Genomic DNA, 16,509 nt, shown 5'->3' on the forward strand with positions numbered 1-16,509 from the left:
CCGGACTCCTGAAAACTAATCTTGGACTTGTGATGGTAGGGAGTCCGGGCGTGACCGTCTATGGTCGGTTGATCAGTTCATCGACGGGAACATGTTCATGAAGACCATTCTCATCACCGGATGCTCGTCCGGGTTCGGCCTGGAAACGGCACGTTACTTCCTTGAGCGCGACTGGACGGTCATCGCGACCATGCGCACGCCGCGCGAGGATCTTCTGCCCCGTTCCGAGCGCCTGCGCATCGTCTCCCTGGATGTCACGGATCCCGACAGCATCCGCCGTGCCGTGGACGAGGCCGGGCCGATCGACGTTCTGGTCAACAATGCGGGGATTGGCCTGCTAGGTGCCCTGGAGGGCGTCCCGATGGAGGCGGCACGCAAGGTCTTCGAGACGAACACCTTCGGCACGGTGGCGATGACGCAGGCGGTGGTGCCGCAGTTCCGCGAGCGGAGGTCCGGCGTGATAATCAACGTCACGTCCAGCGTGACCCTCAAGCCACTGCACCTGCTGTCGGTCTACACCGCCAGCAAGGCCGCGGTGAACGCCTTCACCGAGTCCTTGGCGTTGGAGTTGGAGCCTTTCGGCGTGCGTGCGCACCTGGTGCTTCCGGGGCGGGCGCCGGAGACATCGTTCGGCGAAAGCGCCCGTTCCCGCATCCACATCCCCGAGCCGTATGCGCCTTTGGCGCAGAGCGTCTTCGCAACGTGGCAACAGTCCACCACGGTCACTCGGGCACTCGACGTCGCGGAAGCTGTGTGGCGCGTGGCGAACGATCCATCCTGTCCAATGCGTCTTGCAGCCGGTGCGGATGCCGTGGCGCTCACTTCGGCAGCATGATCGTTTTCGCAAGTGCAGCTAGCCCGGCGGCCGGGAATCCAGCACAATCCCGGCATGAGCGGGCAAGCCATCGCGTCATCGACGGAGTCCCTGGCTGGGCTGGTGGAGCGCGTGACCTTTCACAGCGCCGAGACCGGCTTTTGCGTGCTTCGGGTAAAGGTCCGCGGTCACCGGGACTTGGTTGTCGTCGTCGGCCATGCGGCGATGATCTCGGCCGGGGAATGGATCCAGGCGAGCGGCGGCTGGGTCAACGATCGCACCCACGGCCTCCAATTCAAGGCCACCTTCCTGAAGGCAACCCAGCCGACGACGCTCGAGGGCATCGAGAAGTACCTGGGCTCCGGCATGATCAAGGGCATCGGCCCGGTCTACGCCAAGAAGCTGGTTAAGGCGTTCGGCGAGGCCGTGTTCGACGTCATCGAGGCCGAACCCGGTCGCCTGCGAGAGGTCACGGGCATCGGGCCCAGGCGGGCCGACCGCATCGTCAAAGGATGGGCCGACCAGCGGGCGATCAGGGAGATCATGCTGTTCCTGCACGCCAACGGTGTCGGGACATCCAGGGCGGTCCGCATCTACAAGACCTATGGGCAGGAGGCGATCCAACTCATCACCGAGAACCCATACCGGTTGGCCGGGGACATCCGCGGCATCGGCTTCAAGACGGCCGACCAGATCGCGGCCAAGCTGGGCATCGAGAAGACGGCCATGGTCCGCGTCCGGGCGGGCATCGGCTATGCCCTGGCCGAGGCGATGGACGAGGGGCACTGCGGCTTGCCGGTGGAGGACCTGGAGAAGCTGGCCAGCGAACTCCTGGAGGTCGGCACCAATTTGGTGACCGAGGCGCTAGCGGACGAGCTTCGTGATGGCGCAGTGATCGCCGACCAGCTGGAGGGCGGGGACTGCGTCTTCCTGGCCGGGCTGTACCGGGCCGAGCAGGCCATCGCCGCCCGGTTGCGGGGGCTTGCGGCCGGGACGCTGCCCTGGCCCGCCATCGACATGGAGAAGGCGCTGGAGTGGGTGGAAGGAAGGACGGGACTGACGCTGGCGCCGAGCCAGCGGGGGGCTGTCCGGCTTGCCCTGGCATCCAAGGTGATGGTCATCACCGGCGGCCCGGGCGTCGGTAAGACGACCCTGGTAAACTCCATCCTGAAGATCCTGGCTGCCAAGCACATTCGCATCCTGCTGTGCGCCCCGACCGGCCGGGCGGCCAAGCGGCTCTCGGAGAGTACCGGGCTGGAGGCCAGGACCATCCACCGGATGCTCGCCTTCGATCCGGCTGCCGGAGGCTTCAAGCACAGCGACGAGAACCGGCTGGAATGCGATCTGCTCGTCGTCGACGAGACGTCCATGGTGGACGTGCCATTGATGAATGCGCTGCTGAAGGCGGTTCCCGACAGGTCGGCTCTGATCCTGGTCGGCGATGTTGACCAGTTGCCTTCGGTGGGGCCGGGGCAGGTGCTGGCCGACGTGATTGCATCCGGCGCCGTGCCCGTGGTGCGCCTGACCGAGGTGTTCCGGCAGGCGGCGACCAGCCGAATCATCGTCAATGCCCACCGCATCAACCAGGGCCAGATGCCGGACCTGACACCCGTAGAAGGCTCGGACTTCTACTTCGTCGAGGCGGCGGAGCCCGAGGACGGTGTCCGCAAGCTCATCGAGGTCGTTCGGAACCGAATCCCGAAGCGCTTCGGCCTAGACCCAGTCCGCGACATCCAGGTGCTCTGTCCGATGAACCGCGGGGGCCTCGGCGCCCGGTCGCTGAACGTGGAACTTCAGGCGGTCCTGAATCCGCCGGGCGATGTCCGGGTCGAGCGCTTCGGCTGGACCTATTGCGTCGGCGACAAGGTAATGCAGACCGAGAACGACTACGAGAAGGAGGTCTACAACGGCGACCTCGGCGTCATCACCGCCATCGATCCCGAAGCCAGCGAACTGCTGATCGACTACGAGGGCCGGGAGGTCGCCTACGACTTCGGCGAACTGGACAGGGTATCGCTGGCCTACGCGACGACGATCCACAAGAGCCAAGGCTCGGAATACCCGGCCGTCGTCATCCCGCTGGCGATGCAGCACTGGAGCATGCTCAGGCGCAATCTCGTCTACACCGGCGTCACCCGCGGGAAGAGGCTGGTCGTCGTCGTGGGCCAGCGGAAGGCGCTCGGGATGGCGGTGCGGGCACGGCAGGAGGGGCGTCGGTGGTCAAAGCTGAAGGAATGGTTATTGGCAAAAGCAGCCTGACCGCTACGGGAACGTCCTTTTCTTGTCCACTGGAGGGCGTTCACTCCGGAAAGGTCTACTTCAGGCAGCAGGGGAGGGCGCGTGTCCCCGCCGCGCTCGGGTAAGCCATCAATTCCAGAACGACCCTGTCCAGCCAGATGGCTCAGTTCCTAGACAGTTGGTCGATGGAAAACGGCAACGCTCGGACTCCTCTCGAGAGTCAGACATACCTTGGCGAACGACAGTTGCGCCAAGGACACCGTTGTCATGCTTGCTGCGGAGACTACTAATTGTCGTACCGCGCCTCCAGCAGGTCGAGGTCGCGGATGATCTTCCGAGCCATCTCGCCGCTGAGCTCGCGCTGCCGGACCAATTGGAACAGGGCCTTGCGTTCGGCCTTGAGGGCGGCGACATGGATCGTCCGCCCGATGGCGTCGGTGTGCCGCGTGGTGTCGGCCGCAGCGCCCTCCTGGGACAGAGCCTCGATGCGGGTACGGTAGACGTCCATGACTTGGGCGGCCGCGGCGACATAGAGATCGGCGTCGTCCCGACCCGCAGCCATGTCGTGCTCAACGCGCTCGATCTCGGCGATGGCCGCCTTGGCTGCCACGATGCGCGCCCGATCCTCCGTCGCTTGGTGAGAGGGCTCCGGCGGCATCTCCAGACCTTTCAGCAGCATGGGCAAGCCGATGCTGGCGGCGATGAGGGAAACGATGATCACGCCCATAGCCAGCAGGATGGCCAAGTCCCTGGCGGGGAAGGGTGCGCCACTGTCGAGCGCGACCGGCAGCGTCAGGATACCGGCCAGCGTGATCGCCCACGTGCGCCTGCCAACGACGTGGCGGCGACAAGACGCCAACTTGGTCTGTTCATGGTGCGGCCCCGCAGGTTGGCGCGGAACAGCGTGAGGCTGAGGGATACCCACACCCAGGCGAAGCGAAGCGCCGCCAGCGCGACGTTGATGGCGAGCACGTAAATGATCAGCCACCCCGGATCGTGGTGGCCGGTGACCCGGACCGTTTCGACCGCGCCCGCCAGGATGGTGGGCAACTGCTCGCCCAGCAGCACGAAGATGATGCCGTTCAGCGCGAACTGGATCATGTCCCATACGGTGTTCCGGCGAATGCGGGTCGCCGCCAGGGTCTGTCCGGTCACCTCGGCGATGCTCATCGTCACGCCTGCCGAAACGGCTGCGAGGATGCCCGAGCAATGCAGATGTTCGGCGACAAGATATGAGGCAAAGGGAATGAGCAGGCTGATCAGGATCTGCGAGCCGCTCTCCTCGCCGTATCGCCGGGCGATCCATTCCTTGGCCCGGGTGATGGACCAGGTGACGAGAACGCCGACGGCGATACCGCCCAGCGCCACCCACAGGAAATTCAGGGTGGCGTCATAGAGCGAGAAGGCGCCCGTGAGGGTGGCTGCGATGGCGAAGCGGAGGCAGACGAGGCCGGAGGCGTCGTTGAGGAGGGATTCGCCTTCGAGGATGTGCATCAGCCGCTTCGGGATAGGCACCCTGGCGGCGATGGCCGACACCGCGATGGGGTCCGTTGGCGACAGCACGGCGGCCAGCGCGAAGGCGACGGGCAGCGGCATGGCCGGGATCATCCAGTTGATGAAGAGGCCGACGCCGATGACCGTGAACAGGACCAGCCCGAGAGCGAGTTCGAGGACCGTCTTGGCGTCCTTCAGCAGTTTTTCCTTCGGGATCCGCCAGCCATCAAGGAAGAGCAGCGGCGGCAGGAAGAGCAGGAAAAAGATGTCGGGGTCAAGCTCGACGCGGAGATCCGCCGCAAGTCCTATCACGCCACCAAGGAAAATCTGTACAAGGGGGCGGGGAATTGACCATGGCAGCGCACGTGAGATAAATCCGCTCAAGACGACGGCGAGCAAAAGTACGAGTGCGATCGTGATGACGTCCAATGATCGGTTTCTCTCTGTCTGCTATAGAAGGGCGAGTATCTTGAATGCAGGGAACGGTGCAAACCCTTTTGTGCGTCAAAATCGCTGGATTTTCCTGAGGGCAGGGAGAACAGCGCGCAGAACCCCATACTTTCGGAAACCGCAGGCGGCACCACCGGATACCTTGCCCGACGGTCTCGGGGCGCCATGTCGTCGCTTATGACCACCGGGATGGAGATCTCATGGCGCCGGTTCGGCTGCACACGATCGAGGCCGGTCCGGCTGATGGTCCGCTGGTCATCTTGCTGCATGGCTTTCCGGATTTCAGTTTCGGGTGGCGCCATCAGATCGGTCCGCTGGCCGAGGCCGGGTTCCGCGTCCTGGCGCCTGACCAGCGTGGCTACGGCCTCAGCGACAAGCCGCCCGCGATTGAGGACTGCCGTATCGACCGCCTCGTCGACGACGTGCTCCGGCTGGCTGACGAGGTCGGGCATCGGCGGTTCTCGGTCGTCGGCCATGACTGGGGTGGGATAGTCGCATGGTGGTTGGCCATGAGCCATCCAGATCAGGTCGAGCGGCTGGCCATCCTCAACGCCCCGCATCCGGCGACCCTCCGAGGGCACATGGCCGCACGCCCTGGTCAGCTGCTGAAAAGCTGGTACGTCGGCTTCTTCCAGTTGCCTGGCCTGCCCGAGCGTCTGATGCGCGATGGCGGGTTTCGCATGGCCGAACGCGCGCTCACGAGCACCAGCCGCCCGGGAACCTTCGGGCCTGAAGAACTCGCCCGGTACCGCGAGGCATGGGCGCGGCCGGGCGCACTGACCGGTATGCTCAACTGGTACCGGGCGTTGCGCCGCAATCCTGTGCCACCGACCGGCCGCATCCGCTGCCCGACCTTGATCGTCTGGGGAGACCAGGATGCCTTCCTCGACCGCAGTCTGGCGGATGAGGCGGCCGCGCTGTGCGACGATGCCCGAGTGGTTCATCTCAAGCAGGCCAGCCACTGGGTGCAGCATGAGGAGGCCGAGACGGTGAACCGGCTGCTCGCGGATTTCCTCGTCCATGGCACGACCGACACGAGGATGCGAAAGCCGATTTGTGATCGTACGTAGACCCAGTGATCGGATGCCTGGAAGCGGGCGCTCCTGCCCTTCGGCCATGCTTTCCCGGGGCCGCGCTTGCTGATCGCGGAGGATGCAGGGGTAAGCGGTAATACGATCAAGACGAGCGGCCCTGTTGACACCCAGACTACTCTGCCGTATTTTCACGGTACCGCATAATTAAGCCAACAGGGTGCCTCTATGGATCAGAAGGACGGAAAGCCTCCGAGAGGTCGTGGACGGCCCCGGATCTATGCGAGCGATCAAGATCGCTGGAGGGCAGAAAACGCGCGCCGCAAGGCAGCGTTCGAAGAGGTCAGCGAACGACTGAAAGAGGGCGAAAGTGAACTCGCCGCTACACGCCAGCAGGTGATGACCCTCAATACGATGGTGAACCGCCTCAATGACCTGCTGCACGAGGCGTTGGACATCATGACCGATCAGCAGCGCGAGAAGTTCGTCGCCCGCGTGTCGCAGGCTGGCGTCGCTCAGCAAGCGGCAACTCCTGCTCCGGCGGGAGCGCCAGCCGAACTGACGCCGAAGGAGGATTGAGATGGCCCATCGCCCTAATCTGCCCCTCCTCGTCGAGCTACTCGTCAACGGTGTCGATCCACTGGCACCTGGTTCCTATGACCGTAGCCTCATGGCGCTCTCTGATGCCGTTCACTCTGCATCGCTCAAGGCGCTCTCTGTGGCGCCGTCCGTCTTCACCGCTGCAAACTTCATTCTCCGGCTGGGCGAGCAGCCTCGCCAGATCGTCTTCGACGCCGTCGACCTCGAGAAGCTGATCGGCCGCCACCTGTGGATCGAATACGACATGAGGCACGATTCTGTCGGCGTCGAGGCCGGTCAGGTCGCCCGTCGCTCAGGCGGGTCGCTCCTGCGAGTTGGTTGGCTAGTCACGAAAGGGGGCGGCTCCGGTCCGGGCACCAGCTTCACCGCGCGTCGTTTTGGCGAGCTTAAAACAGCCTTCGAGGTTGAACAGTTCATCTGGCGCTTTACCCGGCGTCTGGGTGGCGGATACCAGGTCACTGTCGACGAAGTGCTGTCCCTGGCTGGCTTGTCTCACGAGGAGAAGGCGGTGGCCCTGGAGGTCGCCGCCGCGCTTCTGTCGCTCCTGTCCATCCTCGCCGCACCGAAGCTGACGGAAATCGTGACCGAGAAGGCGGCAAAGCGTCATGGCCCTCCGCTTATGCAGATAGTCAGGATGGCCTCACCGTGGACCGATCTTGATCGCGATGGCGTACCGGTATTGCCGCGAGCCGTGCGGTCGGGGCTCCTCTACGACGAGCTCATGGATTCGTTCGATCTGAACGAGGGGCTGATCTGGTCTGGCCGCAGCTGGTTCAACAGCGCTGAAGAACGCCTCCGCAAGTTGAAGGTCACCGCCGGGCGTCGGGATATGCTGAAGGCCGCAGAGCCCTTCGTCCTCGGAGCCTCGGTGGCAGAGAGTGCCGCCATCGTCGCGGCTAAGGAGCGCACCGGGATGGAGGAGGCGCGCCGACAGCTTGCCCTACCCTTCCCGAGAGCCTGGTTGGAGTGGCAGGGTGTCGAGTGCGGCCTCCCGGGCCAGCGCTGGGGAATGTTCATTGAGGCCCTTGATGAGGACGTCCGGGGCGATGCACAAGGCATGATCTTCCCAGCGCGCCTGCGAGAACATCTTGAGTGGGAAGACGTCACTAGGCAGCAGGGGTTCCCGTTTCACCTTCGGATCTCGAATTCGGATGAACCGATCGTCAGCTTCTCAGAGGCTTACCTTCCGGCTGGCGTGGATCCCGCATCCATCGACCAGGGGCTGTTCGGCAGGTTCATCGTGGCGGTCCTTACGTTTTTGACCCAGCCGCGGATGACGGAAACGCGCATCAGGGAGCATCCGGAGTGCGTGCGCTCGAACCGGGTGCGCGCGGAACGCCGCCTCGCTCCCCTCGGAACCGTTCGGGAGATTCGATTGCTCATCGACGAACCTGCGTCCAGCGGATCGGGCCACCGCACGGGAGGTGGAGTGGTTCAGAGCGGAACGATGCCTCGCCACCAAGTCAGGGCGTTCTGGAGGTACCGGATGGGCAAGCTGGAGTTCGTTCGGCCACACTGGCGGGGGTCGGAGGCCAATGGTATTTCACGCCGCCGCTACTTGGTCATGCAACACGATCACTCGAAGGCGGCTTAACGGCGGGGATCGCGAGTTCCCCGTCGACCAGCGCGTCGCCAATACAGCCTCCAGAAACACAGGCCAAGCCAACCAAGGGATCCGATCCCGAACGCGAGCATACCCAGGGTGGCCGCCGCTGCTATTGCGATGATGGTGGTTGAGGGCAGGGTCGGCCCGAAAGTGATCGCCATCATTGTAGCGGTCGTGAAGATTACGGGTCCGCTGTTGCACATCCGTTATCTCTTCGCGGTCCGAATAGAATGAGAGGTGGTGGATCCACGGCCGTAGCCAGGGTGGTGTTTTGAGTGGATGAGCTCCTCTTGAGCGGCGCGTCTGTTCCCCGCAAATCCCCGAAGGGACGTGGTGCCGAAGTACAGGGATTCGGCCTTGATACCCGCTAACCTGTGGCCCGCGGCCACTCCCCTCAATGTCTCAGCGCTGCCCGTTCCAGTTCCGCAGCGGCCGCGAGGGTCCGTCGAACGACTACCCCCAACTGCCGGGCCTGAAGGCGGCCGTTGACGAATCCGTTCCGAAGGGCATCGACGATCTCGGGTTCGAGTTCCGGCAGGTCTCGAACTTCACGTCCGTACTCCGCGGTGATATCGGCCAGCGCCCCGCTTAAGATGACCTCGAAGTCCTCTGGCCGTGGCCATGGCGTTTGGAGCACCCGGCAACGGGACCGGAGGTCGGCCGGAACGCGATCCGCCCGCCGAGCAATCAGGATCCACGTCACCCACGACAGGTCAGCGGGCACGAGCAAGCAATCGTCCTGCCAAGCGCGTGCCGTCGCCGGATCAAGCATGCCAACCAAGGTCCTGTCGATGGCGCCGTTGCGCGCTGAACCGCCCGCATCGTCGATCCCGTCGACCAAGATGATCGGGTTCGCCCGTCGATGAGCCTGCATGGTCAACACCGGCAGGCAGGGCTGCGTCGATGACCACCCGCGGGCGGTGCCCGCCAGCGCCTTGTTGTCGGACGCGCCCGAGGCCATCAACTGGCCTGCGGGTACTCCAGCCAGCGCGGCCAGCCGCCGTGCGCACCGGCTCTTGCCGACACCCGACGCGCCGGTCAGCAGGAGCGGCGGAAGCCGGAACGCATCGCATCCCAGACGCTGCGCAAGCACGAGGTCCGAGCGGATGGCGTCCACGATCTCCGGCATCCACGGAAATTCGGCAAGCAGACTTTCCGCCAACCTGTCTGGGTCCGGCATTGGCACCATCTCCACCGGCCGTGCGAGTTCCGCGTAGCGGTCGATAAGTGCCTTGTCCTCCCTGCTCGCCGATGGGGGCGGCACAGACGCCAGCACGCGCAGGGTAGGGCGGCGGTCCTCGGGGGAAGCGGTTTCGGCCTCGGCGACCGGTATTGCAGGCGCTTTGGCTTCAGCCTTCGGCGGTGGTGATGTGATCTCGGCCAGGATCTCGAGATCACTGGCGGCGTCGACAGGCATGGGGGATGCGATGTCACCGACATGGGCACACCGGATTGCCAGCGCCTGATAGGCGAGTCCGGCTTTTCCCCCCTCTTGCTTTGCCAGTCGCAGCAGACGGAACGTCATCACGGTCCAGGCCCAAGGCAGCCGGTAGGATGCGGCAACCCAAAGACATGAGCCTTCGATGTCGATCGAGTCCATGTTTCTGGTACCGACCGACCCAGGCCGGTGAGCATATTCGAGCAGACGGGGCAGCCGGGCCGCGAGCATGATCCACGCCATTGGATCACGGGCCTCGGCGCGTAAGACGACGGCGGCAGGCAGGGCCAAGCCCTCGGGCAGTGTCTGGGCCCGTGAAAGCAGGGCTGCCGAGAGCCGGTCCAGGGACTCGGCGGCTTCGGCGGGTGACTTGGTCCTCCAGATGGAGAGGAGGTCACCGTCTTCTGTCGGAGGTTTGCGGCGCCTCGTCGTCACCGTCCGCTCCGGCCTGCCGGACTGGCTTCACTCCCATGATGTTCCACGCCCGGATCTCCTCATTACCGGCCATACCTGCATCCCCGAGTCGCATCGGGTGACCGAACCTTAGAGAGCTTTAGATGCGTCAGCAAGAGCCAAAACTCTCCTATAAGAGTTTTAGCTCTCTGACGAGAGTTATGATTTTCCTTGTCAACATTTCCTTGGCACCCGTGAGGCGGCTGGGAATCCTTGCGGCATGATTCCATCCGCTGCCCAAATCCGAGCGGGGCGTGCTCTCGTCGGACTGACGAGAGCCGAACTCGCGGCCAAGGCCAACTTCAACCAGAAGACCGTCCAGCAACTGGAGGACGGCCAAAGCAGCCCGCGCGCCGCGACGCTGGAAGTCCTGGGCCGTGTGCTCGAGGCCGAGGGCGTCCTGTTCCTCGCGCCGGGAGCCGAAGGCGGGGAGGGCGTCCGGCGCGCGCCGTCGAGGTCGAAAGCGCCAGGCTGACAAACGGACACTGGAGGCGTTCCAAGGCCTGGCTTGGCTTATGGCCCGCCTTCTTGCACGTCGCAGCCACCGGCATGACCCCGGTGACCGGGAAGGAAGGGAACATGACCCACCAAGGGGTATCGGGACCTCAGCAGGAGCGCGAAGTCACCGCCGGGACAGCGTTCTTCGGCCCCGGCGAGGTGATGCTTGGTGCCATCGCGATGCTCAATGTCGGCACCTCCTCACGGCTCGACCCTGATCTTCTGGTCCTCTCGACCCGCGCGCTCGGTGACCGCTTCGACGAGCGGGCCGGGACTGCTGCTGCGAGCATCAATGTGGGTGTTTCCAGTACCGCTGCCGGGCTGCGGGAGCACCTCGATGCAGTGCTTGGCGAGGCCGGGAGGGCGATCGCGGACCGAGCCAAGGCGGACTTGGAAAGCAATGCCTGGGGCAAGGCGCCGACCGCCTACTATGACCTGCGTGGCCTCAAACCACGGCCGATCTCCGCCATACGGGCCGCGCAACTCCGTAGCGCCAGCCGGGCCATTACGCAGGTTGGCCTGCGCCCTGAGGGTGCGATCATCGAACGCTATGTCGGTGGGCGACGCATCGGTCGGTTTGGCGGAAAGGAAGCGTTCCGCGAAGATCTGAACAGCTGGCTGGCCGGTGGCGCTCTGCGGCCGGTTGTCGCCGTAGCGGCTATCGCTGCATCCATCCAGGGTCTGCATCAGCCCGGACGGGTCCACTGCCGCGAGATCGAGGTGACCGCGCTGGTCCAGGGGGCTCGGAGAATCCATGGGGCGCTTGGGAGCCTGAGCTTGCCGCAGGCTGACCGGGATCGCGCTTCCGCCGCTCTGCGGTCGGTCGAGGAAGACGGCATGGTGCTGGGCCGAGCAGGGATCGAAACCCTGACGGTTGACGTCGCCGATCCTGTCGACGTCCTGATCCTTGCCGGTCGGCTGCCGCCACGTCTCCTGCGCCGAGGTCCGGCAGCGGATTAGGCAAGGGCAGCGGGTTCGGCTTCGGCGCCCTGATAGGTTCCGCCCCCCTCTGGTGGCTTGCGGCGCTCTGCCCTCCTCTTGAGAGCGAGAGCTTCCCAGGAGGAACCCATGCACGACGCCGAACGCGCCCACGCCGATGTGGAGAGCCAGATCGAGATGTACCGGCGCCAGCGCGGCTGGAAGCCTGAACTCGGACTGCTCGGGGGGACCGCGGCTGTCCTCGGCGGCGTCGCTCTCCTCGGTGGCCCGCTGGGACCCGTGGCGGCCGGGCTGCTGCTCTTTCCGACACTGGCAATCGGCGATGAGGTTAAGGACGCGCTGGAGCAGCGCCGGGAGAATCGCGTCAGGCGCGATCTCGAAGTCTCGAGCGGTCTTCGGCGCCCCATGCCCACTCTTCGCGAGCGTCTCAGCCGCCTGCTCGGCCGCGCCGGAGAACTGATCGCAGAGCGCGCGAAGTTGGACCTTGGAAGCGGCATCTGGAGCCGGACCCCCGGGGCTACTGCCTACTACGAGTTTTCAGCTGTCGGGGCGCGGCCGGTTTCTCCGCAGCGGGCGCAGGAACTTCGCGCCACCAGCCCGAACCTGACGCAGGTCAGCCTTCGGCCCCAGGATGCGTTGGTGTCGCGCTACCTGGGCGGGCGCCTCGCTGGCCAGGACGGCGGCCCGGCCGCTATTCGGTTGGACACCGATGGCAAGGTGGTCGGGGCGGGTTGGGTCGATGCTCGTCGCGTGGTTCGCTCCGGCCTGACCACGCCCGATATGCGGCAGTTCCGCCCCAACCAAGCGGCCGAGGCGATCCTGGCGTCCTACCGGCGGCCCAGCCAAGCCCGCGAGGGCGACCGGCGTGAGGTCGCGGTGGACACGATGATCTGGGAATCCCGTCGCTTGGCCGAGGCCGTCATTGACCTGCGGCTGCCGCAGCGCGAAGAAGACGATCTCGTTCAGGCTCTTCGGAGCATCGAGACGAGTGCCATCGCGTTGCGACGCCTCGGCCGTGATCGCGTGGTCATCGACATCGGGAACCCGATCGATGCTTTCGACTTGGCCCGGAAGGTCGGCGAAACCCGCGAACGAAGCATCGAGGCCCGGCGCCCGGCGCCGGGTGGCCGGTGAAGCTCCCGGCGGCGAGCTTCAGGCGGCTTTCCGCCCGGCGTCCCAGCCGCAAATTTCGAGGCCCCAGATGACCTGCATTAGATACCCTTCCGGTAGGCTGCCGGTGCCCTGCTTGCCCAGAGCGTAGACGCCATCGAAGGTGATCGCACGGCCGCACTCCAGGTCCAGCAGGCTGACGGGCATGGTGACCTGCATCCCGCCCTGCTCCGACCTGCCGACAAGGACGATGTCGAAGGCATCGGAGCCGCCGAAAGCAAAACGCTGGACGACTGGGTGCCAGTCGTCCAGTCGGGCCACCGGTTCCCGATCTGCGGCCGCCCTACCGGTCAAGGACGCGAGTTCGGCATCGGTCGGCCGATCAAGCTGCACGCGCGGGAACGGCGACGTGGGGAGCGTCGCCGGTGTCTGGGTCGGATCGTCGTCATTGATCATAGTGGTCGTCCGCCTGCCGGTAGGAATGTCGAGTCAGGCGAAATTTTGTTCGTGCTTTGTTCGAAATGCAACAGGAAAATGGCTCAGGTGCACGTGACAATAGCTGAAGTTCGCAGCCGCCCCGTTGCTGCTGCCGGTCACCGCCCGGCCCGCCGTTGGAGGAATTCTTCCCACACCGGGTTCTCGTTCACGACCGGTGCGACGATGCCTTCCGCGTCGATGTGGTTTGGGACCCAGGCATGGAGGACCGACAAACTCCAGGGATCATCGACGCGGGATGCCCACCGGGCCAGGACCTCGGAGAGTTCCGCCCGGCGGTCGGAGCGCGTCAGTTCGTCATAGACCGGCACCCTGGCGGCTTCTTTCATCAGGGCGCCAAGGGGGCCGCACAGCTGCGGCCGAATTCCGGCCGAATGCAGCACCGGCTGGAGGGAATCGCTCCAGTCGTACCAAAGCGCCTGGCTGATCTGCTCATAGGATGCGCCGCCATCCGCCCTCAGCAGGTGGATGGCGAATTCAACCCGACTATCGAGCAGCGCGTTGACGAGCAGGTGCGGGTGGTCATCGTCGTGCCAGCCCCGCTGCCGCGCCCGCATAGCCGCACTGGCGATGGCCGAGGGGCCGGGATCCGTTCCACGGAGCGCCGCGATCATAGTTGAGGCTACGATCTGGTCGCGGATGGCGGCGGAGATGTCGACGAACCTCGGCGAGATCAGGTCCAGGGCATGACCGGCTACCGTCCGCGCTTTCTCGAGCCTGGAGAAGGGGCCTGCGTTGGCGGGGGTCGGGGACAGCTTCAGCAGTGCATGGCAAATCCGTTCGAGAGCCTCGCCGTGCACTTGGTGATCCGGAAAGGCATCTTCGAAGGCCAACCGGACCTCCATCGCCACTTGCCAGTGAAATTCGCTCTTCTGCTGTCCCATCATCGCGCTCCCCAGCAACCTCAATGGAAGTGTCGCCATGAGGGATGCAAGGGACTCATGCCGTCGGGGTGGACCCTGTCATCCGCGGCGGCGCAGGCCATCACGGGACGCCTTCCGACCTATGCGGCCGTTCAGGCCGGGCACACCCGCCAGCGGCCTCCCGGTCAGCAGGAAGGCGACGACATGCTGGATTGGTGTCTCGGCGAGCGTGGCTGCCTGTCGCGTGTTCAGACACCTCAGGAAGACGGCCAGATCCTCGTCTCCGAGGCGCTCGAGCAGCGGCACCGGGATTGCCACTCCGATGGCGCGCCATTTTGCGATTTGGCGGAGCGCCTCGGCCCGACGGACGATATCGACCTGTCTCGCCATGCCGGTCGCCAAGTGCATCCTCCCCTTCGGCAAGCCATCTTCCGGGCATGCCCCGGGTGAGGGCATCGCACAAGCGCCGGTCGCTGTGGTGCCGCCGACGTTCGCCCTTCGACCGCGGGACGGCCGAGACATCGCCTGCTCAAAGGTCGTCGGTGCGCCGACACGCCGACACGCCGACACGCCGATGCGCCGGTACGACGACATGTTGAGGTCACCGGACCGTCGTATGTACACCTCAGCGTCCGACGGCGCGCTGGAGAGGTTGCTAAGTCGTTGCATTTTTTCACTGTTCGAGCCTTGCACCTGTTGAATTCGGCGCTCCGGCGTCCGCCGACATGTTGAGGTCACCGGGTCGGCGTGTCGACTTTAGACGGCATGTTAAAATCTTCTCTATCCGAGCAGTCGTCATGAAAAATGAGATTTGTGCATGGCAAATGTATGGGCTTCCAGAGTAGACGGTATGTTGATGTCACCAAGAGACCTTGTCTTATGACCGCTACAGCGTCGAATGGACATCTGGGATGGGATAGAGGTTTTCAAAATTTACTAGGTGTCGATCAGAATGCTCTTGCGTACTGCCGCCGAGAAAAGCATCATATCCAAGCGGGACATCGAGCCCGTGGGCTTGGCGCAGCCCGACCGCCCGTCGAATACGCTACCGGGGCGAAGCACCCGGTCACTCGTCTCTTCCGACCCGCGCATCCTCGCGTTGGGCCGATGTGAAAGGGCGCCATCGGTCTCATCATACGGAGGCTGCGATGCAGGTCGCCATCACCCGGGATTCGTTCCGTTCCATCAAGTGCGCCATCCTCGAGCAGTACACGCTCGCACGGCACGCCAAGAGCCAGACCCTGACCGAGGCGCTCGCCCGTGGTCTCGGGGCGAGAACCCATGCGGGGCTCGTCGCCGCCATGGCGGATCGCGGAGTGTCCGTCTGCCCGGTCAACCAAGGCGCCTTCCTGAGCCACCTCGCGACCCACGGCGTCCGCATGGATCTCGAAAAAGAGATCCTCGACGCCTGGCCGCTGGAAATGATCATCCGGCTGGCCCTCCCGCCCGCGTGCATCATCGAAGCCGACCCAGTCGCCGACCCGGTCCCAGCGTTCGACCTCGACAGCCTGTCGCGGATCACAACGAACGCGCACCCGGCGATCGAGGTCTGGTATCCCGTTCAGGCCGCCGACGCCAATCCCATTGTAGTCCGTGACGTACATGGGCAACTGCCGGGCGTCGTCGAGGTCTGCACGTCGGCGGAGCGGGCCGAATGGGTATCCCGCACGTGCCACGAAACCCTTGACCGCCGCAAGCTGCCGCTCGTGAACGTCGGCGGCGAGGAACGGGAGGTCGCGTCGGTCGTCGCCGGGATGATCAGCGCGCAGCTGCTGATCCGCGAGGGCGACGGAGCCGAGCGACTGCCGGGGCGGCCCGACCTCTTGAGGTGCGCCTACCTCAAGTCGAAGCTGACGCTGAACCTGTCGTTGCCGCAACTGGAAGACGGTGCGGACATCCGCCCGGAAAGGGCGACCAGAATGCTGCTCAAGGCCGCGGCGCTTGCCGTAGCATGCCGGATGTCGGCCCCACACGTCGACCAGGGGGCTACGGTGAACCCAGACGGTCGGCGGTTGCGGGCCGAGCGATGCATGCCGCAACGGAACGTCCTCCAAGTGATGCCGGACTCGTTGCCGGACCGGGAACTGGAGATCGACGTCCCCGAGGCGTTCCACATGCTCAACGATGCCGTCGAGGAGTGGCGTTCGGCATCCGATGAGCAAATCATGGGTATCAGCGTGCCGATCTCCGCCATCCGGTGAGGGTCAATGCGAGAGCGGCAGCGGTTCCTTGCAGGCGGGAAAGCTCGCTTGCCGGGTACCGCCCGCTTCCGCAGCAAGTCATGACGGTGCTGGAGGAAGTATGGTTCGGTAATTGCGCTCAGGAAATGGCTGCGACCGTGTGGGCTCAGGAGCAGGCGCCAGATAGAGGATCGAAATTTTCCCAAAAGAACGCGAGTCGGCGCGATACGATTAGTGATCAGCATCGAGAAAAATGTTGTTAGTGGCTTGATTTCTCTGGGAAACGGTGCCTAGAATCAT

General features: G+C 64.7%; 15 protein-coding genes. 9 read left to right on the plus strand and 6 right to left on the minus strand.

Going from position 1 to position 16,509, the window contains the following annotated elements:
* Positions 1-97 precede the first annotated feature (97 nt).
* Together ABMY26_RS34025 and ABMY26_RS34030 are read left to right on the plus strand one after the other, a co-directional pair.
* Entirely contained in the window at positions 98-835 is a 738-nt protein-coding gene (locus ABMY26_RS34025; RefSeq protein WP_372399869.1) for an SDR family oxidoreductase, read from the plus strand.
* 54 nt (positions 836-889) lie between these two features.
* Positions 890-3,073, plus strand: coding sequence for an ATP-dependent RecD-like DNA helicase (locus ABMY26_RS34030; RefSeq protein ID WP_372399870.1), 2,184 nt, complete (start codon positions 890-892; stop codon positions 3,071-3,073).
* Positions 3,074-3,338: 265 nt separating this feature from the next.
* Here ABMY26_RS34030 and ABMY26_RS34035 read toward each other — a convergent pair whose 3' ends face one another.
* Together ABMY26_RS34035 and ABMY26_RS34040 are read right to left on the minus strand one after the other, a co-directional pair.
* Positions 3,339-3,911 (minus strand): hypothetical protein, encoded by a 573-nt coding sequence (locus ABMY26_RS34035; protein ID WP_372399871.1) that lies wholly within the window; start codon positions 3,909-3,911, stop codon positions 3,339-3,341.
* Positions 3,845-4,975 (minus strand): Na+/H+ antiporter, encoded by a 1,131-nt coding sequence (locus tag ABMY26_RS34040; protein WP_372399872.1) that lies wholly within the window; start codon positions 4,973-4,975, stop codon positions 3,845-3,847. The genes ABMY26_RS34035 and ABMY26_RS34040 overlap by 67 nt, the downstream gene beginning before the upstream one ends.
* A gap of 221 nt (positions 4,976-5,196) precedes the next feature.
* Between ABMY26_RS34040 and ABMY26_RS34045 the strand changes: the two genes are divergently transcribed.
* The 3 genes from ABMY26_RS34045 to ABMY26_RS34055 all read left to right on the plus strand — a co-directional run bounded on the left by ABMY26_RS34045 (position 5,197) and on the right by ABMY26_RS34055 (position 8,221).
* Entirely contained in the window at positions 5,197-6,066 is an 870-nt protein-coding gene (locus tag ABMY26_RS34045; RefSeq protein WP_372399873.1) for an alpha/beta fold hydrolase, read from the plus strand.
* Positions 6,067-6,255: 189 nt separating this feature from the next.
* Complete coding sequence (locus ABMY26_RS34050; protein ID WP_372399875.1) at positions 6,256-6,606, plus strand: hypothetical protein; 351 nt, start codon at positions 6,256-6,258, stop codon at positions 6,604-6,606.
* Between the two features lies 1 nt (position 6,607).
* The gene (locus ABMY26_RS34055; RefSeq protein ID WP_372399876.1) at positions 6,608-8,221 is read left to right on the plus strand and encodes a hypothetical protein; all 1,614 of its coding nucleotides are present in this window, start codon (positions 6,608-6,610) and stop codon (positions 8,219-8,221) included.
* Positions 8,222-8,627: 406 nt separating this feature from the next.
* Here the strand turns inward: ABMY26_RS34055 and ABMY26_RS34060 are convergent, their stop codons facing one another.
* A complete protein-coding gene (locus ABMY26_RS34060) occupies positions 8,628-10,106 on the minus strand; it encodes an AAA family ATPase (protein WP_372399877.1) in 1,479 nt (492 codons plus the stop codon).
* Positions 10,107-10,344: 238 nt separating this feature from the next.
* Here ABMY26_RS34060 and ABMY26_RS34065 point away from each other — a divergent pair, with 238 nt between their 5' ends.
* From ABMY26_RS34065 to ABMY26_RS34075, 3 genes are all read left to right on the plus strand, one after another.
* Complete coding sequence (locus ABMY26_RS34065; protein WP_372399878.1) at positions 10,345-10,599, plus strand: multiprotein-bridging factor 1 family protein; 255 nt, start codon at positions 10,345-10,347, stop codon at positions 10,597-10,599.
* Between the two features lie 104 nt (positions 10,600-10,703).
* Complete coding sequence (locus tag ABMY26_RS34070) at positions 10,704-11,582, plus strand: hypothetical protein (RefSeq protein WP_372399879.1); 879 nt, start codon at positions 10,704-10,706, stop codon at positions 11,580-11,582.
* Between the two features lie 108 nt (positions 11,583-11,690).
* Positions 11,691-12,695, plus strand: coding sequence for a hypothetical protein (locus ABMY26_RS34075; RefSeq protein ID WP_372399880.1), 1,005 nt, complete (start codon positions 11,691-11,693; stop codon positions 12,693-12,695).
* A gap of 18 nt (positions 12,696-12,713) precedes the next feature.
* On the opposite strand, the gene ABMY26_RS34080 is transcribed toward ABMY26_RS34075, so the two are convergent.
* The 3 genes from ABMY26_RS34080 to ABMY26_RS34090 form a co-directional block, all read right to left on the minus strand.
* The gene (locus ABMY26_RS34080) at positions 12,714-13,127 is read right to left on the minus strand and encodes a hypothetical protein (RefSeq protein WP_372399881.1); all 414 of its coding nucleotides are present in this window, start codon (positions 13,125-13,127) and stop codon (positions 12,714-12,716) included.
* 137 nt (positions 13,128-13,264) lie between these two features.
* A complete protein-coding gene (locus tag ABMY26_RS34085) occupies positions 13,265-14,050 on the minus strand; it encodes a hypothetical protein (protein WP_372399882.1) in 786 nt (261 codons plus the stop codon).
* 78 nt (positions 14,051-14,128) lie between these two features.
* Positions 14,129-14,431 (minus strand): hypothetical protein, encoded by a 303-nt coding sequence (locus tag ABMY26_RS34090; protein ID WP_372399883.1) that lies wholly within the window; start codon positions 14,429-14,431, stop codon positions 14,129-14,131.
* 746 nt (positions 14,432-15,177) lie between these two features.
* Between ABMY26_RS34090 and ABMY26_RS34095 the strand changes: the two genes are divergently transcribed.
* Entirely contained in the window at positions 15,178-16,230 is a 1,053-nt protein-coding gene (locus ABMY26_RS34095; RefSeq protein ID WP_372399884.1) for a hypothetical protein, read from the plus strand.
* Positions 16,231-16,509: the final 279 nt, after the last annotated feature.

This window comes from Azospirillum sp. HJ39 (genome assembly GCF_041507355.1).
Lineage (GTDB): Bacteria > Pseudomonadota > Alphaproteobacteria > Azospirillales > Azospirillaceae > Azospirillum > Azospirillum thiophilum.

Bases quoted from the DNA above. Each gene is read 5' to 3' on its own strand.
- ABMY26_RS34045 (WP_372399873.1), top strand. From the start codon at position 5,197: ATGGCGCCGGTTCGGCTGCACACGATCGAGGCCGGTCCGGCTGATGGT.
- ABMY26_RS34070 (WP_372399879.1), top strand. From the start codon at position 10,704: ATGACCCACCAAGGGGTATCGGGACCTCAGCAGGAGCGCGAAGTCACC.
- ABMY26_RS34085 (WP_372399882.1), bottom strand. From the start codon at position 14,050: ATGGGACAGCAGAAGAGCGAATTTCACTGGCAAGTGGCGATGGAGGTC.
- ABMY26_RS34065 (WP_372399878.1), top strand. From the start codon at position 10,345: ATGATTCCATCCGCTGCCCAAATCCGAGCGGGGCGTGCTCTCGTCGGA.
- ABMY26_RS34025 (WP_372399869.1), top strand. From the start codon at position 98: ATGAAGACCATTCTCATCACCGGATGCTCGTCCGGGTTCGGCCTGGAA.
- ABMY26_RS34075 (WP_372399880.1), top strand. From the start codon at position 11,691: ATGCACGACGCCGAACGCGCCCACGCCGATGTGGAGAGCCAGATCGAG.
- ABMY26_RS34050 (WP_372399875.1), top strand. From the start codon at position 6,256: ATGGATCAGAAGGACGGAAAGCCTCCGAGAGGTCGTGGACGGCCCCGG.
- ABMY26_RS34095 (WP_372399884.1), top strand. From the start codon at position 15,178: ATGCAGGTCGCCATCACCCGGGATTCGTTCCGTTCCATCAAGTGCGCC.
- ABMY26_RS34030 (WP_372399870.1), top strand. From the start codon at position 890: ATGAGCGGGCAAGCCATCGCGTCATCGACGGAGTCCCTGGCTGGGCTG.
- ABMY26_RS34055 (WP_372399876.1), top strand. From the start codon at position 6,608: ATGGCCCATCGCCCTAATCTGCCCCTCCTCGTCGAGCTACTCGTCAAC.
- ABMY26_RS34080 (WP_372399881.1), bottom strand. From the start codon at position 13,127: ATGATCAATGACGACGATCCGACCCAGACACCGGCGACGCTCCCCACG.